Origin of the sequence: Bradyrhizobium sp. (assembly GCF_052389815.1) — a bacterium.
Lineage (GTDB): Bacteria > Pseudomonadota > Alphaproteobacteria > Rhizobiales > Xanthobacteraceae > Bradyrhizobium.
The window spans coordinates 19625-42301 of the sequence record NZ_JBQTHN010000099.1; the positions used below are offsets into that span (position 1 = coordinate 19625).

A 22677-nucleotide genomic window follows, 5' to 3' on the forward strand; every position below is an offset into this window, starting at 1 on the left:
ATTGCACTGCTGTTTCCGGACCGGAGGGCGGCGTCCTCCCAATCCAGCCGCATCTCAGACGCGATCATAGATGTCCTGCACCCGGACGATGTCGTCCTCGCCGAGATAGGCGCCGGACTGCACCTCGATCAGGTTGAGCGGAACCTTTCCGGGGTTCTCCAGGCGATGCATGCAGCCGAGCGGCACGAAGACCGATTCGTTCTCGCGCAGCAGGATCTCCTCGTCGTCGCGCGTCACGATCGCGGTGCCGTTCACCACCACCCAATGCTCGGCGCGATGATAGTGCTTCTGCAGCGACAGCTTGGCGCCGGGATTGACGGTGATGCGCTTGACCTGAAACCGCTCGCCGGAATGGATCGACTGATAGTAGCCCCAGGGACGATGCACGCTGTGGGTCTGGGTCGCCGAACGGTGGCCGTTCGCCTTCAGCCGCTCGACCAGCTTGCCGACGTCCTGGTCGCGCTTGCGGCTGGTGACGAGAACGACGTCGGGCGACGTGGCGATGACGAGATCCTCGACGCCCAGCGCCGCGACCAGTTGCCCGTCGCCGTGCACGTAGCAGCCGGAGGCATCCTCCACCACAGCATCGCCGACGACCACATTGCCTGCCGTGTCCTTGTCGGCCATCGACCACAGCGCAGACCAGCTTCCGACGTCGTTCCAGTCGAATGCGGCCGGAAGCACCACGGCATTGTCCGTCTTCTCCATCACGGCGTAATCCAGCGATATCGAGGGACAGGCCTCGAACGCGCCCGCATCCAGGCGGAGGAAATCGAGATCGCGCGTTGCGCCCGCCAGCGCCTTGCGGCAGGCGGCGAGAACCTCGGGCTCGCGATGCGCCAGCTCGTCGATGAAACGGCGAACCGGCAGCAGGAATATCCCGCTGTTCCAGAGATGCTCGTCGCAGGCGAGCAGACGCTCCACCGTCACCAGGTCCGGCTTCTCGACGAAGCCGGCGACGTTGCGGATGGGCGAAGAGGCATCCAGCGCGCCGCCCATCCGGATATAGCCGAATCCCGTCTCGGGCCCGGAGGGCCGCAGGCCGAACAGCACGAAACGTCCGTGCCGCGCAGCCTTCACGCCCGCCGATACCGCGGCGCGGAACGCGGCGCGATCGCGCACCCAGTGATCCACCGGCATCGCCAGTATCACGGCGTCCGGATCGGTCTCGCTGGCGAGCAGGGCTGCGATGGTCACCGCCGGCGCCGTGTTTCGTCCGAACGGCTCCAGCACGATGGTCGGATGCGATACGCCGACTGCCCGCAACTGCTCGCCGATCGCGAAACGATGCTCGGAATTGGCGATCACCAGCGGATCGGCAAACAGCAGGGGATCGTCGACCCGTAGCGCCGTTTGCTGCAGCAAGCTGTTTTCGCCGAGCAGCGCGAGCAGCTGCTTGGGACAGGTTTCGCGAGAAAGCGGCCACAGCCGCGTACCCGTTCCGCCCGACAATAGAACGGGCACTATTCGGCCGCGCGGCTTGGTCATCGCCATGCATTTTCCCGACATGTTGAGAGATGAGCTGATATCGACGCCGGGCGCGCTCAGAAGCCGCTTCCCGACAGGAATTCCTTGCGGATCGTCCGCAGGATGATGGTCACGTCCATGCGGAGCGACCAGTTCTCGATATAGTGGAGATCGTAGTCGATCCGCGAAATCGCGCGGCCGGACTCGACCGTGCTTCCCCTGCACCCGCTGACCTGCGCAAGCCCCGTGATGCCCGGCCGCGCGGTGTGCCGCTGGAAGTAGAAGGGCACGAGGTCCTCGTAGGGCAGGTCCGCCGCCAGCATCCCCGGAACGTGAGGTCGCGGCCCGACCAGCGACATGTCGCCTCGGATGACGTTGATCAGTTGCGGAATCTCGTCGAGGCTGGTCTTGCGCAGGATTTTTCCGATCGAAGTAACCCGCGCGTCCCCCTCGACCGTCTGCCTGATGCCGCGTACATCGCCCGCGTCGGTTCGCATGGTGCGGAACTTGTAAATCCTGAAGCGGCGATTCCGGTAGCCGTAGCGATACTGCAGGAAGAAGACGGGGCCGGGAGAAGTGACCTTGATCGCTACCGCGATCGCGATGAAGAACGGCGCGAAAAACAGCAGCGCGCTGCCTGCCGCAGCGATATCGAAGATGCGCTTGGCGATCGACGATGCCGGCTCGGTGCGCACGATGCGGCGCGAACGGCGATTGCCCCTGCGCGCGCTGCCGCTGTACGCGCCATACGAACCGCCTCCGGCAAATTCGACGGGCCGGACCGAAATGTACGTCCGCTCCTGCCAGAGCGGCCTCACCTCGTTCCGATTGAAACTGGCTGTCACGATCGAAGCCATGACACTCCCTTCTTGCTGGAACCGCACTGTCGCTCACTGCTGTCGCGATGCTGCCTTGCCCGGGACGATGATCCTGCAACGGCGGATGCAAGACGCCGTCCTGCGAGTCGCAGCCGCCCGGGCGGCGCTAAGACTTTCCAAAATCTTGAGCGAAATTTGGCGCGGCGTGCCAAGCTCTCGCCGCGAACGCTGCACTGCGAGGCATGGAACGTTTGTGCGGCGCGACATTTCGTTTTGTTTCGGAAGCGCTTAGTTGCAGCCTGCTCGTTCGATGGGCTGCGTAACACTCCACGCTGCCATGCACCGGAAGAAAAGTTGGAACGAAATTGGGTTTCCGTTTCGGGCCGCCGGTGGTGAGCTGCTTTCGATGCGATCCCGGCAACAAATCGACATTGCATCGTTGTTTAGGAGAACTGCACACCGAAAGCCAAGACGTTGCGATCCAAGACGTTGCGATCATAGACTTCACGCTCGCAGTGATCGTCTCATCCGCACGAGGCGCCGATGATCGCCAGGCTTCGGGAAACAAAAGAGACGGCCGCGATTCGCGAGCCGTCCGCTTCGCGGAAGCTTTCCGGGGAGGCGCTCATGATTGCCGAGCATCTGGAAGGTCGCATGTTGCGACGGCACGACCGGCGACCCCTGGACCGCCGCTTGCGGAACCGGATCATCGTCGGCAACGCAATTGCCTGGATCGTCATCGTCGTCCTGATCCGCATCATCCTGTCGTAAATCCATACACGCCACATATGCGGCGCGGCGCATCATGGTTGACCCCGATCCAGTTCCATGATCGACACATGCCATCATGCGCAAAGCTGTTGCCGCACATTCGCTTTCCGTCGGCGCATCGACGCCGGCCGATACGCGCATCTATGCCACCGGCGATATTCACGGCTGCGCCGACCTGCTGCGTGACGTCATCGAGCGCATCGACGACGACGTCAGGCGCAGGCCGGTCCCGCGCGCCATCGAAGTCTATCTCGGCGATTATATCGACCGCGGGCCGCACTCACGGGCCGTGCTCGATCTGCTGGCCGTTCGTCTCGTGGCAAATCAGGCGGTGTGCCTGCGCGGCAACCACGAAGCCGTGATGGAAGAGTTCCTGCGCGATCCCACCCTGCTGCCGTACTGGCAGCAATTGGGCGGCATGCAAACGCTGGCATCGTATGGCGTCGAGCCGCGCGAGGGAAACGACACCGTCGCCGAGCTGCATCGCCGGTTCCTCGCCGCATTTCCGCGCACACACGAGCTGTTCCTGCAATGCCTTCGCGACCGATTTAGTTGCGGCGATTTTCTGTTCGTCCACGCCGGCATTCGTCCGGGCGTTCCTCTGGATCGACAAGACCCCAACGATCTCATCTGGATACGAGACGAGTTCCTCGACTGCACGCACGATCACGGGCGATTCATCGTGCATGGGCATACGCCCGTGCCGCATCCGGACATTCGCAGCAATCGGCTCAACATCGACACCGCAGCATGGCGCACGGGGATGCTCACCTGTGCCGCGATCGAAGGCTCGACGATTCTCTTTCTGTAACGTTGCGTGTGCAATGCCTCGTGATCCCTGCATTAACGCTGCTCGCAGGTTGAGCAATGGAACTCTCCGCATCACTTCATTTCGCCGTTTTTCGTTTTCTATGATCCGCGGCTGTTGAGTGCACTCATGGAGAGGCTGCCATGCAGCAACGGTCGTCCAGCGCCGGCCTGACGCTTCACATTCTTCTCGTTGTCCTTGCTATCGCCTGTATCGGCGGCAGCTTTTCGGTCCGTGCCGCGGCGCAGACGCGGCAGCCCGCCGCGTCCGCAGACGCCTACACCCTCGGTCCGAATGACAGGATCAGGCTGAAGGTCTATGGCGAGTCGGATATCACGGGTGAATACGAGATCGACAACACCGGCAATGTCTCGATCCCGCTAGCGGGTCACATCAGGGCTGCCGGCGCGACGACACGGCAATTGGAGAAATCGATCGCATCCGCGCTCGCCAAGGGAATCGTGCGCGATCCGCGCGTCAACGTCGAGATCGCGCAGTATCGGCCGTACTACATCCTCGGCGAGGTCAAGAAGAGCGGCGAGTATCCATATCGTCTCGGATTAACCGTGATGGATGCCGTCGCAAGTGCCGGCGGATTCACCTATCGCGCCAACGAGAACAAGGTCTTTTTGCGCCGGGCCGGCGCCGGCGCCGAGGAGGTCCATCCGCTCGATGCGCCCGTTCCGGTCTTTCCAGGCGACAACATCCGAATCCCGGAGCGCTACTTTTAGCATCGAGGTTGCGCTCCGATGACGGCGCGACGTGAACACGCTCGCGCCGTCTGATCGCCACAGTTTCTTTTGCGTCGCGAGAATTTTTTGCAGCGCAAGGAAACTTTGCCGACGGTCGGCGTTGCAGACCTGCGCATCACTTCAATCCCGCAATTCAATCTCTCGCGTCGCGTAACCCGAGCAATGAGGCCTGCCGTTCCAATGCGCAGTCGACGATCAGTTTTTGAGCGATGGGCATCGCCGTCGAAGTGCTCGCCGCGTTCTGCGCGTCCGCAGGAGATGCGGTGATGGAGAGCGGCTGCGAACTTGCGCAGGCGAGCGCGCCCGCGAAAGGCGGAAGGCAGTTCCGCTTCGTGGGCGCGCGCGGCCGGCGCGGCCTCGCCATGCTGCCTGGACCCACGGCCGCCATCCTGCTTGGTCTCGGTTCGGCGGCCAATGCGCAGGCGATCCCGTGGACGACGGGGGAGTTCGCCTCGCCATGGAACGCACTGAAAGTCTTCGAACCGTCGTCGCTGCCGGACCGAACCGATCCCGACAACCGCGAAGAGATTGCGCCGGAGGACCTGCCGGTGAAGAAGCGGCAGCATCCGGGCTACGAGCCCGTCGGTATCCGCGCAGGATCCTGGATGTTCAATCCGTACCTGACCGCTGGCACCTTCTATGACAGCAACGTCTTTTCGTCGAACAGCGCGCAGCGCTCCGACATCGCGGCCGTGGTTCAGCCGAGTCTGCGCGCGCGTTCGCTATGGGCCCAGCATGGCCTCGATCTGAAGCTGGACGCGCAGTCGACGGCCTATAGCCAGAATTCGAGCCTCAACCAGACCAATGCCAGCCTGAAAGGCAACGGCTGGATCGATGTCGCCCGTGACACGATGCTGCTGATGAACTTCCAGGTCGCGCATCTGAACGAGGGGGTCGGCACGCTGAGCTCGCCCAGCAACGCCATCGCGCCGATCCCGTACGATCTTGCGTCCGGCGACGTCACGCTGCGCAAGGAATTCAACCGGCTGACGACGTCGATCGGCGTCCGCGCCGACGCCTACGACTTCGGCTCGACCCGGGCGCAGGACGGCAGCGTCATCAGCCAGGACGCAAGGGACGGCCAGATCTATTCGCTGCACAGCCGGATCGACTACGCGATCTCCGCCACGCTCGGGGTGTTTGCCGGCGTCGAAGGCAATCAGCGCGACATCAGGGGAACGCCGGAACGCACCCTGGACTCGCAAGGCTATCGCGCGCTGTCCGGCATCACCGTTGGCCTCAGCAATCTGGTCACCGGCGAATTCGGCGTCGGTTATGTCCAGCAGCGTTTCGTCGATCCGACGATCGGCACGGTCGAGGGCCCCTCTTATCGGGCGCGGCTGACCTGGCGGCCGACGCGCCTGCTCGACGTGCACGTCAACGCCGAACAGATCATCACGCAGACCTCCGAAACCAGCCCCAACGCAGTGCTTGCCAACACCGTTCAGCTCGGCCTCGACTACGAGCTGCGCCGCAACGTCATCATGTCGCTCGCCGGCGGATACGAGAACGACCGGTTCTTCGGCCAGGTCCGCAAGGACAACGTGATCACGTCGGACGCGCGCGTCAAATATCTTCTCAATCGCTTTGCCGCCGTTTCCGCCTACTACCGCTACACCAGGCGCGACAGCGATCTTTCCGCCTTCACCTTCGACAAACATCTGGTAGGGGTGAATGTTACAACGCAATTCTGACCTGACCTATGGGATCCCGGACGAGCCGCCGGGCCGTCCCGCCGAGGGGTGGAAGTATCCGAGCGTCGATCTTCGCGAGATGGCGCGCATCCTGCGCCGCCGCTACCGGCTGGTGGCGTTGCCGCCTGCCGTCCTGCTCGGGCTCGCGCTGATGTACCTGTGGTCCGCCACCACGCTGTACACGGCGACTTCGACCGTGCTGGTCGATCCGCGCCGCGCCAATGTGGTCGAGAGCAATCAGTCCGTCCTGACCAACTTCGGCACCGACGATGCCACCATCGAGAGCCAGACGCTGCTGATCCAGTCGGTTGCGATCCTGACGCGCGTGGTCGACAAGCTGAATCTGACGGAAGACGCCGAGTTCAGGCCGAAGCCCGGCCTGCTCGATCCGGTCAGGCGGCTATTCGCCGGCAGCGGGCGGAGCGACGGGGCGAACCCCGCAGAGGCCGCCAGGTCACGATCGGTGGAAATCCTGCAGAAGCGGATGAAGGTGACGCGGCAGGGCACCACGTTCCTCGTCGACATCGCCGTCAACTCGCAATCGCCGCAGAAGGCCGCAACCATCGCCAATGCCGTCGCCAACGCCTATTTCGACGAGCAGGTTCGCGCCAAATACGACGCCACGCGCATCGCGGCGAACTGGCTGGGCGGCCAGATCGAGGAACTGAAGTCGCGGGTCGTCGCCTCGGAGAAGGCGGTCGAGGATTTTCGCTCGGCCAACAATCTGACGGTCTCGCAGGGCGTCACGCTCAACGACCAGCAGATCACCGACCTCAACAACAAGCTGATCGCCGCGCGCGTGCAGACCGCCGAAGCCAAGGCAAAATACGAGCAGGTGCAGGGCATCGCCAAGTCCGGCGGCGATCCCGGCGGCATCAATGCCGCCATCTCCTCGGAAATGATCACGAAGCTGCGCACGCAATATGCCGACATCGCCAAGAACGAGGCGGACCTTTCCAGCCGATACGGCGCACGTCACCCCCTCGTCGCCAACGTGCGGGCGCAGCGGCGCGATACCCAGAAGCTGATCAACGACGAAATTCGCCGCATCCTCGACAGCACGCGGCACGACTACGACGTGGCGCGTTCGCGCGAGGCGGCGCTGCAGCAGAATCTCGACCAGTTGCAGGGCGTCTCCACCTCCTCCGGCCAGGCGCAGGTGCGCCTGCGCGAATTGCAGCGCGAGGCCGAGGCCAACCGCACGCAGTACGAGTCCTATCTGGCGCGCTCCAAGGAGACGACCGCGCAGGAAAGCCTGGAGATGCCGGACTCCCGGATCGTGACCAGGGCCGGCGTTCCGATCAGGCCGTCGTCGCCCAAGACGATGCTGATCCTCGGTCTCGCCCTGATGCTCGGCGCCGGGCTCGGCACCGTGCTGGCGTTCCTCGCCGACTATCTCGACGGCCGGGTGAAGACGCTCGAGCAGGCCGAAGCGATTTCGGGCGTGCCCGCGCTGGCCGCGGTGCCCTTGATCGGCACGCGGGAGCTGGCGGGTCTCGCCCGCCGCGGACGCAGCGAGCTCGACCGCTACGATCCCAGGACCATGAAGCTGCTGCCGGCGCCGCTGCAGCCGCCGTTGACCCGCTATGCGATCGATGAGCCCGGCACGTTCTTCGCCGAGGCCATCCGGGCGGTGCGCCTCTCACTGCAACGGACCATGCGGGTGGCGCCGGTCAAGGTCGTTCTCGTCACCTCCGCGCTCGACAGCGAAGGCAAGACCACGCTGTCGAGCAACCTTGCACAGTCGCTGGCCCAGCTCGGCATCCGCACCCTCCTGATCGACGGCGACCTGCGCAATCCGCAGCTGACCCGTTCCTTGTGCCCGCGCGCCGATGCCGGGCTGCTCGAGGTGGCGATCGGCCAGACCTCGCCGGAGCACGCCATCCTCGTCGACCGCAGCACCGGCCTTTCGATCCTGCCCTCGACCCGGATCAAGCAGGTCGAGTTCATCACGGAGCTGATGTTCTCCGACCGCATCGCCGAATTGCTCGATCATTTCCGTCACCACTACGAGCTGATCGTGATCGACTCGCCGCCGCTGGTGCCGCTGGTCGACGGCCGCGCGCTGGCGGAGCTCGCCGACCGCATCATCCTGGCGCTGGCCTGGGACCAGACCCCTGGCGAGGTGCTGTCGCACGCCATCGAGCTGTTGTCCCCCGTCAGCGAGCGGATCATGGGAACGGTGCTGACCCGCGTCGATCTCAGCCGCCTGCAGTTCTACGATTATTACCGCAGCTCGGCCTACCTGAAGCCCTACGGAGCATCCAGCCTCAATGCCGGAGCGGCGCGATGACGATGCGCGGACCGCTCCCGGCACCGCCAGGTCTTCCCTGCGTGCATCGCGCACGCCCGGCATCGCCGCAGCCGGCCACCCGCGCTGCAAACGCCGATGCCTTCATCGAGCGCCTCGCGGCCGGGCTGATGCTGCTGGCGGTCGTGGTCACCTTCACGGTCTCGTCGTCGGTCCTGACCAGCCTGAGAATTCACTACGTGACGGCGGGCGGCAACTTCTACGAAAAGCTGCATCCCGCGACCTATTTCACGCTGCTCGCATTCTCGCTCCTGCTGCTGCGCAGCCGCGGGCCGATCGGCGAGATCGACCGGATGTTTTCGCAAGCAAGGCTGCTTCTTGCGTATCTCGCCTGCTGGCTGCTCCTGCTGATCCAGGTATTCGTGCTCGAACGCCCATTCACGGTCATCATCGACACGTTCCTGCTGCCGATCCTGATCGCGATGGTGATGTGGCAGCTGTCGACGGCGCACAGGCGGCCGCTGGTGCTGACCGTTCACCTCGCGATGATCCTGAACATCGTGCTCGGCTATTATGAGTACTTCTCGGGCCGCCGGCTGATCCCACTCTCGCTCGGCGACGTCGTGGTGGCCGGCGAATGGCGTTCGGCCGCCTTGCTCGGCCATCCGCTCACGGCCTCCGGCATCGTCGGCGCCTACGTGCTGGCGCTGGTGCTTCGGCCGGCGATCTGCCCGCCGGTGATGGTGCGGCTGCCGCTGATCGCATTCGCGCTGGCTTCGCTGATGGCGTTCGGCGGCCGCACCTCGCTGGTCACGGTTCTGGCGATGATCGCACTGGTCGGCGCCTATCGCGCGCTGCATATCCTGCGCGGCCGGCGAACGCCGCTCATCGCCGTGATCGTTGCGATCTGCGTGCTGTTTGCCGCCGGAGCTGCCGTCTTCGCCGCGCTCGAGCTCGGCATCTTCGACAAGATGCTGCTGCGCTTCTCCTCCGACAAGGGCTCGACGCTGGCGCGCTACGCCACCTTCAACCTGCTCTCGCATTTCGACTGGCACGAGTTGCTGCTTGGTCCCAATCCGGTCCGTGTCAACGCGCTACAGGCGCAGCTCGGCCTCAACTACGGCATCGAGAACTTCTGGATATCGAGCATCGTCCAGTTCGGCCTCATCCATACCGCCCTCCTGACCGTCGGGCTGGTCTGCTTCCTCGTCGAACTGCTGCGCCGATCGAGCCGGGCGGCATGGGCGATCGTCCTGCTGATGGCCGTCATCGCCGCCAGCTCCGTCAGCTTCTCGTCCAAGAACATCCAGCTCGCGCAGTTCGTCATCCTCATTTCTCTGTTGCTGCCGCGCGAGCGGCGCCGCGCTGCCGCGCCCTCGCCGCCGGCTCCGCGCGTCACCTACATTTCCGTTCCGGCATGAGGGGATTCCGCATGACCATCTATGTCGACAATACCCATCTCGGGCGTCACGTGACGGGTCTCGAACGCATCACGCTCGAGCTGTTCTCCGCTGCGGCGCTGGCGCCGCTCGACGTCGTACCGGTCACGGCGCGCGGGCTTCGCCAGATGCTGACCAGACAGACGCTGGGGCTGCCGATGCGGCTTGCCGCCTCCTCCTCGATCCTGCTCTGTCCCGGTTTTCCGCCCAGTCCGCTGCTGCGGCCGTTCGCGGCGCGGGTGCTGCCCTATATCCACGACGATTTCCTGATGACGCGGCGCGCCGAGCTCAACCTGCGGGCCCGGCTCTACATGGCTGGACCCTTCAGGCTCGCGCTGCGCCACTACCCGCGCTTTCTCGCCAATTCCGGCTACACCCGGCAAAAGCTGGCCGCGCATTGCCGGTCCGACGCCGAGGTCACGCTCTACCGGCCTTCGGTGCGCAACGTATTCGGCCTGAGCTCGCTCGGGCGCGCCGAACGCAGCGAGCAGTCGCATCCGCTGCGGATGATCGCGGTCGGCACGGTGGAGCCCCGCAAGAATTTTGCCGCGGCGGCAACAATTCTCGATGCACTGCGCATGCAGGGATTCCCGGGAGCGACGCTCGACATCGTCGGCAGGCCAGGCTGGGGCGAGGACTGGAAAGCACTCGAGAAACATCCGGGCGTCACCTTGCACGGATACCAGCCGACCGACCGCGTGCATCAGCTGCTCGATGCGGCCGACCTCTTCATCTGCACCTCGCATGACGAAGGTCTCGGGCTGCCGCTGCTGGAGGCCCAATATGGCGGCCTGCCGATCGTCACGCCCGATGCGTCCATCTTCCGGGAGGTGCTCGGCGAGTCCGGCATCTTCATCGATGCAGCCGACGCCGCGGGAGCCGCGGCGCGAATTGCGGCAGCCCTGTCGACGCCGGACTGGCGTGCGCAGCATGTCGCGCTCGCGGCGCGAAACCTGGCGCGCTGGAACGATCTGGCGCGAAACGATCGCGCCGCTGTCGTCGACCTGGTCGCGCGCCTAGCCGCCTGATCATCGCTCTTCCGCTCATCAAGTCCGGGGACCCCCAACCTTGCAAGTCGTAAACGATTCCACGAGACACCTTGACGGACTGCGGATCGTTGCGGCCGGCGCGGTCGTGATCCTGCATTATTCCGACTACTTCAAGGAGCTGCCCGTCGGCCGCTTCATGGTCGCGCACACCTGGCATTTCAATCTGTTCGTCGACCTGTTCTTCGTCGTCTCCGGATTCGTCATCGCCCGCCAGTATTGCGGCCGTGTCGACGATGCCGCCTCGATCGGCCGCTTCCTCTGGCGCCGCCTCGCCCGCATCTACCCGCTGCATCTGGCGACGCTCGCCTTCTACGTGGCGCTTGCCGGCGCGCTGCATTTCGGCGCGGCCCGGAGCGACAATCCCGCTCGCTACCCGCTGTCCGACCTGCCGGCGCAACTGCTGCTGCTTCATGCCTTCATCGGCGAGCGGCTGACCTTCAATTTCCCGAGTTGGTCGCTTTCGGCGGAGATGCTCTGCTACCTGCTCTTCCCCGGCCTCGCGCTGATCGCGCAGCGTCGCAAGGAGCTGATTGTCGCCGTCGTCGTCCTGACTGCACTTGCCAACTCGTTGTGGGCCGCAGCCCGGGGGACGACGCCGTGGGCCGACTGGATCAATCAAGGCGGCGCGTTCCGGGCGCTGCCCGCGTTCAGCCTCGGCATGGCCTGCTACCTCTTCCGCGACCCGATCGCACGCTGGCCGGAAATTCCCGGCGCGCTGGCAGCAGTTCTGGCCGCGTTCATCGCCCTCGGCTGGTGGCTGCCGACGATGACCGCGCTGCTGGCGGTCTACGCCATCGCGCTCCTCGCCATCCAGGCCGACTGTGCCGGACGCGGGACGATCTTTTCGAAGCTGGGTTTCGACCGATGGTCACCGCTGACCTATTCCTGCTACATGCTGCATATCCCCGTTGCGACTGTCATCATCACCCTCGGCTCGCGCCTTGTTCCGCTGTCGCCGGATCAGCGGCTGATGCTTGCGCCCCTGGCCATCGTCGTCCTTGCCTTTGCGAGTATCGTTTCGCTGCACGCGTTCGAGACGCCGCTGCGGCGATACCTGACGGAAGCCTACGATCGCCGCGCCGCTCGGCGCGGCCCAGCAGCGGCAATCTCGCGGGAGGGTACGTGATGGCGATGGTGGAGCGCATAGCGACGACGCCGACCGCCTTCGACAACGTGCAGGCGCAGGCGAAGAGCCGCAACGCCGTCATCGATTCCATGCGGGGCATCGCCATCCTGATGGTGATCGGCATTCACGCGCTGCCGCAGCCGCTCGATGCCGCTTGGGCGATATCGCTCGATGCGGCGCTGCGGCCCTGCGTGCCGGTGTTCCTGTTCGCCTCCGGCTATCTCACGGCGCTTTCCGGCCACGTGCCGCTGACGCGGCGGCTGCAGGCCGCCCTGATCCCCTACTCGATCGCGTTCGTCGCCGCCTATGTCTACATGGCCGCGCACAATCCGGAGATGGACCATCGCCTCGGCACGACGCTGATCCGATTCGGCTTGGGATACGTATTCGTCTACTACTACGTCTTCGTCTATGTCTGCTGCACGATCGGCCTGTGGCTGGTGTTCTCGACGGCCGCGGCAGGCAAGCCGAAGTCGCGGAAGCGGATTGCCGGCATCCTGATCTTCGCGATCGGCTGCGGCCTGATGGCCGGCAGCTATCTCGACCCGGCGCTGTCGGGTCTCGGCGCCCGCGACGCCCTGCTGGACGAAATTCGCCTGCGCGACATCCCGTTCTGGTTCTCCTTTGTCGCGCTCGGCGCGCTGACGGCCCTGCTGGCAGACCTCGCCGATCGGAGCATGCGACGATTTCTGCTCGGCGCCCTGTGCGCCGCCTACCTGTTCTACGTCACGGCACGCATCCTCGAGTTCGGCGACGCCGCCGTCTACGATTCGACCGCGTTCTTCCTCTATGCGACGCTGTTCTGCATCGCGCTGTTCGCCCTGCACCCGAGATCGCCGCCAATCGCCTGGCTCGGCTCGGGCAGCTACTTCATCTATCTCTGGCACATCTTCGTCGTCATGGCGCTGCGCGATCACGCCCCGCTGCGCGAGCTCGGCGGGATTGCAAGTTTTATCATCGCCTGCAGCGTGACCGCTTCGGTCAGCATCATCGGCCTGCTCGCCGTCCGGCAACTGGCGTCTCCCCGCCTCGCGCGCTGGCTGGGGGCTTGAGGCATGCTGCTGCGACACGCCCTGCTCTATCTGCCTGCCCAGTTCGTCGGACCGCTATTCCAGCTGCTGGCGATGGTGGTCTGGACCCATGTCGTCGACGAGCACACGCTCGGCACCTTTACGCTGGTGACGGCCACGCATGAGCTGCTGCAGATCGGCTTTCTCGCCTGGTGGTCGCAGTATGCGCTGCGCTTCATCGGCAGGTATGAGGACGCCAATGAGGCAGCGCGCTTCTACCGGACCGAGAATGCGGTCATGCTGGCATCGATGGTACTGCAGGGCGTGGCCGTCGTCGCGCTGCTGCTGCTCGTCATCGCCCCCGGCGCGCGGGGCGCTCTCATCGCCGCCACGGTCGCCTATGTGACGACACGGTCCCTCACGCTCTATATCGGCGAGCGCGCCCGCGCGCGGCAGCAGATCTGGATTTACACGATCCAGCAGGTCGTCGGCCCCTCCGTCGGATTCGTCGCCGGTCTGGCGTTGATCAGGATATTCGGACCCTCGGCGGAATGGCCGCTGGCCGGCTACGCCACGGCGCAATTGCTCGCCGCGCTCATCGTCCTGCCGCGCCTTCGCTGGGCTCGCGCGCTGTGGCCTGTCGACCGGGCTATCGTCGTAGACGCGCTGCGCTATGGCACTCCGCTGATTGTCGGCGGTGCACTCGGCTGGGTCGGCCTGAACGCGTCGCGATTCATCGTCAATGAGATGTCGGGGCTCGCAGCTGCCGGCCTGTTCGCCGTCGGCTATGGCCTCGGCCAGCGCGCGGCGGCCGTCGCGGCCATGCTGGTGACGGCAGCGGCCTTTCCGCTGGCAGTCAGGAGCATGGAGCAGGAGGGAAGCGATGCAGGCATGCGCCAGCTTTCGGCCAACGCTGCGCTGCTGGTCGCGATCCTGGCACCCAGCCTTGCCGGCATCTTCATGCTGCGGACGGAGATCGTGCATCTGTTGATCGCGCAACCCTTCCAGCAGGTGACGCTCACGGTGCTGCCGCTCTCGATGCTGGCGGGTGCGATCCGCAACCTGCGCGCCCATTTCGGCGACCAGGTGTTTCTCCTGCACAACCGAACGCGCTGGATGATGGCGATCGCCGCGATCGACGCGTCGATGACGGTCATGTTGAGTGCCCTTCTGCTGCCGCGCGGGGGCCTGGCAGGCGTCGCCGCCGCCACCGTGCTGTCGGCGCTGGCGGCCGCCGTCGTCAGCTTTGCGATCGGCCTTACCCGATTTGGCCTGACCCTGCCGACCGGGCATCTGATCCGCATCGCGTTCGCGACCATCGCCATGGCGGCTTTGTTGCGGATGTTCCCCGAGGCCAAGTCCCTTCTGGCGCTGGCGGCGCATGTCGCGGCAGGCGCCGCCGCCTATTTCGCAATGCTCGCCCTGCTCTATGCGCCGTCGCTGCTGCGTACGCTGCGCCCACGCCCGCAACACTCCGGAGCGTGAGCGAACGGATGCTATCCAGGACTGCGCCTGGCATTCTCGAATGCGCGCGCCATCGCGAACCACAGCGGCTTCCTCTGCATCGCCGAGTCGAACGGCAGCGGCCGCGGCAGCCGTTGCGCCTGCGGATCCTTCCGCCTCGCCGCATCGGTATAGAACGAGTAATTGTCGGCGAGCTCCCAGGCGATCACCATTTTCACCGCCGGAACGCGCAACGCGTTCCGCAGGAACTTCTCGGCCGTCTCCGCGATCATGGCGTCGCGCGCAGCAATGTCGTCCGGGAACGTGTCGTCGCGCACGTCGAATTCGGTGAGGTAGATTTCGACGCCGCGCCCGGCCAGTGCGTGCAGGAATTCCGAGAAACGCCCGGGATCGTGCGGATAGCGGGGCTGCAGATGGCCTTGCAGGCCGACCGCATGCAACGGTACGCCGGCATCCTTCAACTCGTCGACGAGGCGCAGCAGGCCGCGGCGCACGGTCAGGCCGACCTCGTCGTCGCGCTCGCTTTGCGCCTCGTTGAGAACCAGCCGGGTCTTCCTGTCGACCAGCGCCACGCGCTCGAACGCGCGGCGCACATATCCGGTACCGAACGCGTCATGCCACGGACCGAGCCGGTATCCGCCCGGTGCCTTGTGCCCGGGCCAGAACGGCTCGTTGACGACATCCCATGAATGCAACTTGCCGACATAACGTGCGGCGACCTCCTCGATGTAGGCATCGAAGAATACCCGCCGTTCTGCGACACTCATGGTCCTGACCCATTGCGGAACCCACTCGTTCCAGATCAGGCAATGTCCCCGCATCGGAATCCGGTTGCTCGCACAAAACTGCAGCACGCGATCGGCGCTGTCGAACCGCTTCGGTCCGGGCTGCGGCGCAATGGTTCCCATCTTCATTGCGACATCCGTCGTAATAATTCGTGTGTGCGTCTCGTACAGCTCGCGATAGGCACGGTCCTTGTCGATGACGGGTCCTGCTGCCGCGCCGAACGTAATTCCGCTTTTTGCCGCAATCGCGCCGAGACTCTGCGTCGATGATGCAGCGAACGCCCTCTTCTCGAACGACGCTGCGCCCGCGGCTGCGATGAGAGCAAGCGCGCTTCGCCTTGAACACTGATGCATGACTGATCTCCAACGCGTGAATGATTCATCGCCGCGCATTTCGACGTACAGCGCGACATCGCCATCGTTGCGTCGCAATAGTCCGATTTCGTGACGATGCGGTTGGGGGACCGGCATGCAGTTCCATTTGCTGAAGCAATGAGCATGTCGATGTCAGTCAGATTAAGAGGGGATCGACATGTCGGAACCGCCTTCGCCATCGCAGCCAAGCCTCACCGTTGACGGCGTCACCATCAATGTTCCTTCACTGCCGGAAGCAGTGACCTCGATCGTGTCGGCTGCCCAGCAGGGCGACAATTTCAGCGTCTGCACGCTGAACCTCGATCACGTCGTGCAGTTGCAGCAGCACGCCAGTTTCCGCGCCGCCTACCGCAGAGCCAGATTTGTCACCGCGGACGGATTTCCAATCGTGGTGCTGAGCCGGCTGATCGGCGCGCGGATCGAGCGAACCACCGGCGCCGATCTCGTCGAGCCGGTTTGCGCGGAAGCCGGCAGAAGAGGCCTTTCGGTCTTCCTGCTCGGATCGAACGATCTGACGCTCAAGGCGACGGCAGGCCGATTAACCGAGCGGTTCAAGGGATTGCAGATCGCAGGATGCCTGGCGCCGGGGTCGGGCTTCGACCCCTATTCCGCAGAAGCCGACACTGCGATCGAGAGAATTCGCAAGTCCGGCGCGAGGCTTTGCTTCGTCGCGCTCGGCGCGCCGCGGCAAGAATTGTTCGCCGCGCGCTGTCTCGACGAGCTGAACGGCACCGGCGTGCTGTGCATCGGAGCCGCACTCGACTTCATTGCCGGCACGCAAAGCCGCGCACCTACCGTCGCGCAGCGAACCGGACTGGAATGGGCCTGGCGCATGCTGCGCGAGCCGCGACGGCTCGGCCCCCGCTACATCAGATGCATGAAAGTGGTTCCGCGGCTGCTGGCGCGCAGCATTCCGCAGATCGTCGAAGCGCGCATGAGGAAGGCTGCATGACTTCAACCCTGACCCTCGGCCTGCGGGCGCGAAATGCCGGCCGCCCAAGTCCGCGCTACCAGATCTGCCTGATCCACCCGTTCGATCCGCGCGGTGAGAAGGTCGGCGGGCTCGAGACCTACATCCGCGACTTCATCACGTTTCACCCTGAAGACACCGACATCCTCTTCATCGGCGTGGATTCGCTCGGCGATCTCGATCTGGGCCGGCTGCACCGGCTGACCTTTCGCGGCCGCAGCTTCGATTTCCTGCCAATTCTGCACTATTCAGACCGGCAGGCGCGCGAAGCCGCCCGCAGCATCCGCAGCTCGCTGACGGGCCAATTCTTCATGGCGCTGCTCCGCCACTTCGGCCCGATCGCGAAACTGATCCGCGCCAGGCGCTGCTCAGTCGACCTGCGGCGGGTGGAATTCTCCTGGCTGCCGGCGGTGCTGCGGCTTCCCTTCGTGCAGATGCTGCATGGCGAAGGCGCGCCGAAGCTGCAGATGGATTCGCTGCTGCGGAAGTATTCCTTCGTCCACAACACCGGCGAGCGCTTCGCCGTCGCCATGAGCGAGAAGTTCCTCTGCGTGAATCCCTTCATCACCGAGCGGCTGCAACGGACCTATCCGCGCCGCAAGGACAAGATCGACACGCTGTGGACGTGGGTAAACACCGATATCTTCAAGCCGCAGCCCTGGCCGCCGCGCTTGTCGCCGTTCCAGGTCGTGTTCGCCGGCCGGCTCGATGAATTCAAGAATCCGCCGCTGATGTTTCGTACCATCGAGCGGCTGCGGCGGCGGCTCGATGGCGGCGTGCAGTTCCACTATATCGGCACCAGCGACCCGCATCGGTTCAGCGAGTTCGCCGCGATCGAGGACGTGACGGTGCGGCACGGCTTCAAGGATGCCGCAGGGATGGCCGCGACGCTGGCAACCGCGCACGCGGGACTCCTCACCTCCGAATTCGAGGGCATGCCGCGTTGCGTGCTCGAAACCCTGGCCGTGGGCCGGCCCGTCGTCGCCATGCACCTGCCGCAACTCGAGCCGGTGATACACCATGGCGTCAGCGGCCACCTGGTGACGCGGGGCGGCAGCTGCGACGACATGGCCGAGGCGCTCGCTCAGAGACTGATCGATGTCCGGGACGGTATCGAGGCCGGCACGATGAACCCGGTACTGATCGCCAATGCCGTCAGGCAATTCACACCGGGGACCCAGCTCGCCCGCGTTTTCCGCTATCACCAGCAGATCCAGGATGCACGCGGACTGACGGCCGCGGCGCCGGCTTCTTGAGGACGGCGCTTGAATATTCTCCTGTTGACCAGCGAATTCGCGCCAGCCATTGGCGGGATAGGCACCTACGCAAGCGAGATCGCGGCGGCCGCCACCCGGCTCGGCGCAAGCGTCACGGTGCTGGCGCCGGATTATGGAAAGCAGGCGACGGAAGACGACGCGGCATTGCCGTTCAATGTCGTCCGCTTCCGCGGCGGCCTGCATTCCATGCGCGACGTGCCGGGCAAGATCATGCTGGCCCGCCGCACGATGCGCGATGGCCGCTACGACGTCGTCCATGCCGCGGACTGGCCGTTCTTCATCCCGGTCGCGCTTTCGCGCTGGGGCACGCCGGCGCGTGTGCTGATGACGGTCCACGGCACCGAGATCAACGAGACGCAAACACCGCTCAAGCGGGCGGCGATCCGCGGCGCCGGCGTGTTCGGGCGACGCACGGAGGTCGTCGCCAACAGCCGCTATACCGAGGCGCTGTTCCGGGAAAAGTTCGACGTCGATCCGCGCAGGATCAGTGCGATCAGTCTCGGGGTATCCGAGTTCTGGTTCGGCGCGCGCGGCAAGCGCCGCGAGGTTCGCCTCGCGCATCGGCTGCCCGAAGACCGGCTGGTGATGGTCACGGTGGCGCGGATCACCCGTCGCAAGGGACACCATCGCACGCTTGCCGCGCTGGCGCAGCTTCCGGATGAACTGCGCGACCGCATCACATGGCTGGTGATCGGACCGGACGGAGAAGCCGGGTATGTCGACCAGCTGCGGCGCGAGGCCGCGCAGTCGGAATGCGATGTCCGCTTCCTCGGGCGGCGGTCGAACGAGGAAATTCGCGACCTCTACGCCGCTTCCGACTTCTTTTGCCTGACCGGATTGCCCGACCCGACCGGCCGGGTGGAGGGTTTCGGGCTCGTCTATCTCGAGGCCGGCGCCGCCGGCCTGCCGAGCCTTGCAACCGCCGTCGGCGGCGTGCCCGACGCCGTGCTCGCCAACGAAACCGGAATTCTGGTCCCGCCATCGGTGGACGGCATATCGCGGGCGATTGCGGAGCTCGCGACGGAGCCGAGGCTGCGGGCGGTTCTCGCGGCAGGCGCGTATGCCCACGCCCGTTCGCTTTCATGGGAGCGGTGCGCGGCGAGAACCTATGGCCTCTCCTTCGCCGGCGAGCTGGCGGCCGCGGCCCATGCCCTCGGATCCGTGGCATGAAATCGCTCATCGCAACCGCCATGCTGCTGGCGCTCGCGACCGCGACCGCGCATGCCGACAACGAAAACTGCCGCAAGAGCCGCGAATATCTGCTGGGAACGCCCGGCGGTGACCAGGCTCTCACGCCGCAGGCCTACAACGACCTGTTCAAGATCTGCATTGCGGCGTCCGCCATGCCGAACGTGAAGGACGCCTACATGCTGCGTGACGGCGGAATCGCCGTGGTCCCCAAGCAGGACAGCGTAGCGGCGACGGCGGCCACCCTTGCGCAATTCTGCGACAGCTATCCTCGCGGCGTGCTGCGCTTCATCTCCCGCAAGGAGAAGGTCTCGATGCGCTCCATTGCCGGCATCACGCAGATGTCGTCGACCTCGTCGACGCCATGCAGGAAGATCAAAGGCATCTCCTGAAGCCATCGACGGGGTATCGAGGCATCATTCCTGCCGGTCGTAGTATTTCGTCATGGCCTGCGGGTGCATTGCTTCATCCGACCTGCGGCCGAGAAAGAAGAGGCCGCCGGCTGCATCCGCCGCCGCCCGGCCGCGGCCGAATGCATCGAGAAACCGGATCCAGAAGAACGGCAGCACGATCAGGCGCGACAGCTTGTTTCCGGCGCCGAGCGCGCGCGAGAAATACCGGATCGACCATGCTAGCGCGACGCCGGCGCCGGCGACCGGCCCGGCGCTGACTTCCGAAAATCTCCTGAACAGCCAGCGGTGGCCGCTCTGCGTGAACCGCGAAAAATCGTAGGCCTGCTCATGCACCTGCTGCATGAACGGCGTTTCGGCATAGACCAGGCCTTCGGGCCGAAGCACCCGATGCAGCTCGGCGACGACGATTGCCGGCTCCAGCACGTGTTCCAGCACCGCCTGCACCCAGACGCCGTCAAACACGCCGTCATCGAACGGCAGACTGTGGGCATCGGCCACCAGCACGGTGTGCGGCGAGGCATAGGCATCCGTGCCGACGAGTTCGATGCCATCGTCGTTGTAGAGCTCGTCCGCGCCCGCCCCGATGCTGCCGCCGCCGATCACGAGCACGACCGGTCGGCCCGACTCCCGCTTCAACAGATCGATGAATCTCCTGCCATTGGCGACGGCAACCGGATTGCCGCCGAAGGTCAGGCGATGCAGCCGCGATCCGGCGGAGCGGCGATCGACATCCCGCCGCAGCACCGAGCCATTGCCGGCGTCATACGTCCTCCGCTCAAAGATGCTGGCCGCAAAATCGATCAGCACCGGCTGCGCGCCGACCATGGGAAAGCCCGCACTGCTGTATTCGCAGGCACGGCTGGAACAGGACGGCCGCGACCATGCATTGCGCAGCGTCGATGAGCAGCGGGGGCAACGCAGACGCTGCCTCCAACCCGCAGGTTCCGTATTCGCCGTTTGATCTTCGAGGGCAGAAAGCTGCAAAGAATCGCCTCATATCGTTTCTTTCAGCCCTGCCCCGCTTGCGATGCTATTTCGAACGCAGCGACCGCGCAACGATGCAGGAGTCGGGAACAATTCCGATGGCCGCAAACCGGTCACATCTCATGGAAGCCGCAGCGCGGTCGGGCCGCACATGCACAACGCGCGAAGGGGGTTGTCGTTTCGAGTGAAACTCCGGGACCGGTCGAGACTCTCTTAACCAACCTTCTGCGACCGCCGAAGGCGACTCGGCGCGAGCGTAACCCGGCATTCATGACGTGACCGAATTGAGGTTTGACAATTTCCGCCGCCGTCGGAAATGTTCCCTGCCCAGCCCGTTTGACCATCGTCAGGAGTCTTTTTCGTGTCAGCTCGCGAACCCGTGCAGCAACCCGAGGGAGCAGGTTCGCTTCACGTCTTCGTCCTCGAAATCGATCGCAGGCCGACGCTTGCATTCCAAGCGCGCGATATCGGGGAAGCACAGGAGATCTGCCGTGACGCCGACCTGCTGACCGATGCGGCACATGGTTTTCCATCGAAGTACTACAGTGAAAAAACGCGCTTGTAGCGCTGCGGAAGTTACGCTTACATACGTCCGAACTATCCTCCCGCCATCCCGTGCCCCACGAGGGGACGTATCATGATCGTCGCGACACGTTGGCGCGGGTTGCGGTGGACGCTGCGGCGCCCATCGGCGGAGTCATTTCGTTGGCATGATTGCGCGCGTGTAGGTCGCGAGGTCGAAATAGTCACGCCAGACCTTGATCTTGCCATTCGACATCTCGAACACGCCGCAGCAAGGCAGATCGACGCTCTTGTCGCCCACGCGGGTTCTGTCGAGTCGCTCGGTCATGACGATATTCTCGCAAGACGCAACGTTCAGGACATCCCAGGTGGTCTGCGTCCAATCCTTGATGAAGCCCCCGATGAACTTGTTCAGATTGTCATGACCGGTGACCGGCCTGTTCATCATGTTGTGATAGGTGCCGTCGGGCGCGAAGAACGCGACGATTTCGTTGACGTCGAGCCTTGACCACGCAGCAATGAAATCTCGGACGATTTGCTCGTTGGTATTCATGGTGACGTCCCCAATGACTCTGTTCATCCATCTTACCTCTAAACTTTTCCGGTGAGGCGACCATCGGCCATTTGGCACGCCGACGGGTATCAAGGCATAAAACTACATCCGGAAAAATGGCAAAACCCTCTGAAGCCGTTTGCCTGTCGCCGTCTCGCAGGTTTACGCCTTCGCCGGAGGCCCAGGGGGTGATGGGCAGGCGGCGCGCCACGAGTCTTATTTTCCGAACGATTCCAGGAGTTCGGCCGGAAGGATGCGAGACTTGTCCGTTTTTCGGAAATAGCTATTGACATTTCCGCGAACCAGAACTAAATTGCGCCCAGCCCGTGCCACCGTGAGGGACGTTTCGCGATCGTCACGAAACGTGGTGCGGGTTGCGATGGCCGCAGCCGGCGTCAGGTGCTTGCACCCGGCGAAACGTCGGCGGCGGACGGTGAAATCGTGTGGTCCTGGCGCCGCGACCCTAGCGCTACGTCGGTTGGGGGTTTTTCCCGCCGGCTACGGGGGCAAGAAAGGCCGCTTCCCCGGGGAGAGTACGTATAAGCCGTCAAACCATTGCGCGGGGAAGGTCGGGATGTCCTGGCTGTACCTGTCAAATCCGTGTGCGTTCTTTCACTACCCCCTGCACGCGGTGCTGCGGGCGCAGCCGGCGCCCGGCCTTCTCCGCGCCCTCTTTCCGAAGAGGGAGCAAACGAATTGGCAAAACCTCGGGCAGATCGTGCCGCGGGAACGGGTACGTATGCTTCCACGTCATTGCGAGCGACTTGTCCGCCGAAGCTCGAAGAACGAAGGCGGAAGCGAAGCAACCCAGGAGCCGTAGGGTGGGCAAAGCGCAAGAGGCTGGGCAAATATTCAATCGGCCATCGACGCAGTAGAAATCCATTCGCAGTCCGACGCCATAGCGCCGAAAATATTCTGTTGCCGTCATTGCGCAAGCAGTGCAGAGAATGAACTTTCTACG

21 protein-coding genes are annotated in these 22677 nt (G+C 64.5%); 15 read left to right on the plus strand and 6 right to left on the minus strand.

The features are described 5' to 3' along the window. Positions 1 to 54 precede the first annotated feature (54 nt). Together ACT4OC_RS17525 and ACT4OC_RS17530 are read right to left on the minus strand one after the other, a co-directional pair. Entirely contained in the window at positions 55 to 1494 is a 1440-nt protein-coding gene (locus tag ACT4OC_RS17525; protein WP_444840280.1) for a mannose-1-phosphate guanylyltransferase/mannose-6-phosphate isomerase, read from the minus strand. A 50-nt stretch (positions 1495 to 1544) separates the two neighbouring features. After that, positions 1545 to 2324, minus strand: coding sequence for a sugar transferase (locus ACT4OC_RS17530; RefSeq protein WP_444840281.1), 780 nt, complete (start codon positions 2322 to 2324; stop codon positions 1545 to 1547). Positions 2325 to 2828: 504 nt separating this feature from the next. On the opposite strand from ACT4OC_RS17530, the gene ACT4OC_RS17535 reads away from it, so the two are divergent. The 10 genes from ACT4OC_RS17535 to ACT4OC_RS17580 all read left to right on the plus strand — a co-directional run bounded on the left by ACT4OC_RS17535 (position 2829) and on the right by ACT4OC_RS17580 (position 14670). Beyond that, complete coding sequence (locus ACT4OC_RS17535; protein ID WP_444840282.1) at positions 2829 to 3056, plus strand: hypothetical protein; 228 nt, start codon at positions 2829 to 2831, stop codon at positions 3054 to 3056. A gap of 76 nt (positions 3057 to 3132) precedes the next feature. Next, complete coding sequence (locus ACT4OC_RS17540; protein WP_444840283.1) at positions 3133 to 3867, plus strand: metallophosphoesterase family protein; 735 nt, start codon at positions 3133 to 3135, stop codon at positions 3865 to 3867. Between the two features lie 140 nt (positions 3868 to 4007). Further along, positions 4008 to 4595 carry a polysaccharide biosynthesis/export family protein gene (locus ACT4OC_RS17545; protein WP_444840284.1) on the plus strand — a complete coding sequence of 196 codons (588 nt, stop codon included), beginning with the start codon at positions 4008 to 4010 and terminating at the stop codon, positions 4593 to 4595. 230 nt (positions 4596 to 4825) lie between these two features. Beyond that, complete coding sequence (locus tag ACT4OC_RS17550) at positions 4826 to 6310, plus strand: outer membrane beta-barrel protein (protein WP_444840285.1); 1485 nt, start codon at positions 4826 to 4828, stop codon at positions 6308 to 6310. After that, the gene (locus tag ACT4OC_RS17555; protein ID WP_444840286.1) at positions 6291 to 8603 is read left to right on the plus strand and encodes a polysaccharide biosynthesis tyrosine autokinase; all 2313 of its coding nucleotides are present in this window, start codon (positions 6291 to 6293) and stop codon (positions 8601 to 8603) included. Before ACT4OC_RS17550 ends, ACT4OC_RS17555 begins: the two co-directional genes overlap by 20 nt. After that, positions 8600 to 9982: a VpsF family polysaccharide biosynthesis protein gene (locus ACT4OC_RS17560; RefSeq protein WP_444840287.1), complete on the plus strand. Its 1383-nt coding sequence runs from the start codon at positions 8600 to 8602 to the stop codon at positions 9980 to 9982. The genes ACT4OC_RS17555 and ACT4OC_RS17560 overlap by 4 nt, the downstream gene beginning before the upstream one ends. Positions 9983 to 9993: 11 nt before the next feature. Then, positions 9994 to 11028 (plus strand): glycosyltransferase, encoded by a 1035-nt coding sequence (locus ACT4OC_RS17565; RefSeq protein WP_444840288.1) that lies wholly within the window; start codon positions 9994 to 9996, stop codon positions 11026 to 11028. A gap of 40 nt (positions 11029 to 11068) precedes the next feature. After that, complete coding sequence (locus ACT4OC_RS17570; RefSeq protein WP_444840289.1) at positions 11069 to 12175, plus strand: acyltransferase family protein; 1107 nt, start codon at positions 11069 to 11071, stop codon at positions 12173 to 12175. Then, positions 12175 to 13227, plus strand: a complete 1053-nt coding sequence (locus ACT4OC_RS17575) for an acyltransferase family protein (RefSeq protein ID WP_444840290.1) — start codon at positions 12175 to 12177, stop codon at positions 13225 to 13227. Before ACT4OC_RS17570 ends, ACT4OC_RS17575 begins: the two co-directional genes overlap by 1 nt. Before the next feature lie 3 nt (positions 13228 to 13230). Further along, on the plus strand, positions 13231 to 14670 hold the full coding sequence (locus ACT4OC_RS17580; protein WP_444840291.1) for a lipopolysaccharide biosynthesis protein: 1440 nt from the start codon (positions 13231 to 13233) through the stop codon (positions 14668 to 14670). Between the two features lie 11 nt (positions 14671 to 14681). Here the strand turns inward: ACT4OC_RS17580 and ACT4OC_RS17585 are convergent, their stop codons facing one another. Further along, a complete protein-coding gene (locus tag ACT4OC_RS17585; protein WP_444840292.1) occupies positions 14682 to 15788 on the minus strand; it encodes an endo-1,4-beta-xylanase in 1107 nt (368 codons plus the stop codon). Positions 15789 to 15966: 178 nt separating this feature from the next. On the opposite strand from ACT4OC_RS17585, the gene ACT4OC_RS17590 reads away from it, so the two are divergent. From ACT4OC_RS17590 to ACT4OC_RS17605, 4 genes are read left to right on the plus strand one after another with little or no spacing between them, the layout of a single operon-like run. After that, the gene (locus tag ACT4OC_RS17590) at positions 15967 to 16761 is read left to right on the plus strand and encodes a WecB/TagA/CpsF family glycosyltransferase (protein ID WP_444840293.1); all 795 of its coding nucleotides are present in this window, start codon (positions 15967 to 15969) and stop codon (positions 16759 to 16761) included. Next, complete coding sequence (locus tag ACT4OC_RS17595; protein ID WP_444840294.1) at positions 16758 to 18035, plus strand: glycosyltransferase family 4 protein; 1278 nt, start codon at positions 16758 to 16760, stop codon at positions 18033 to 18035. Before ACT4OC_RS17590 ends, ACT4OC_RS17595 begins: the two co-directional genes overlap by 4 nt. A 9-nt stretch (positions 18036 to 18044) precedes the next feature. Further along, positions 18045 to 19226: a glycosyltransferase family 4 protein gene (locus tag ACT4OC_RS17600; RefSeq protein WP_444840295.1), complete on the plus strand. Its 1182-nt coding sequence runs from the start codon at positions 18045 to 18047 to the stop codon at positions 19224 to 19226. Next, positions 19223 to 19636, plus strand: coding sequence for a hypothetical protein (locus ACT4OC_RS17605; protein ID WP_444840296.1), 414 nt, complete (start codon positions 19223 to 19225; stop codon positions 19634 to 19636). Before ACT4OC_RS17600 ends, ACT4OC_RS17605 begins: the two co-directional genes overlap by 4 nt. Positions 19637 to 19660: 24 nt before the next feature. Here the strand turns inward: ACT4OC_RS17605 and ACT4OC_RS17610 are convergent, their stop codons facing one another. After that, complete coding sequence (locus ACT4OC_RS17610) at positions 19661 to 20482, minus strand: class I SAM-dependent methyltransferase (RefSeq protein ID WP_444840297.1); 822 nt, start codon at positions 20480 to 20482, stop codon at positions 19661 to 19663. Between the two features lie 520 nt (positions 20483 to 21002). Here ACT4OC_RS17610 and ACT4OC_RS17615 point away from each other — a divergent pair. Further along, positions 21003 to 21206: a hypothetical protein gene (locus ACT4OC_RS17615; RefSeq protein ID WP_444840298.1), complete on the plus strand. Its 204-nt coding sequence runs from the start codon at positions 21003 to 21005 to the stop codon at positions 21204 to 21206. A 132-nt stretch (positions 21207 to 21338) separates the two neighbouring features. Here ACT4OC_RS17615 and ACT4OC_RS17620 read toward each other — a convergent pair whose 3' ends face one another. Together ACT4OC_RS17620 and ACT4OC_RS17625 are read right to left on the minus strand one after the other, a co-directional pair. After that, on the minus strand, positions 21339 to 21743 hold the full coding sequence (locus tag ACT4OC_RS17620; protein ID WP_444840299.1) for a limonene-1,2-epoxide hydrolase family protein: 405 nt from the start codon (positions 21741 to 21743) through the stop codon (positions 21339 to 21341). Positions 21744 to 22308: 565 nt separating this feature from the next. Further along, positions 22309 to 22677: hypothetical protein (locus tag ACT4OC_RS17625; RefSeq protein WP_444840300.1), on the minus strand; the 369-nt coding region annotated here is incomplete at its 5' end.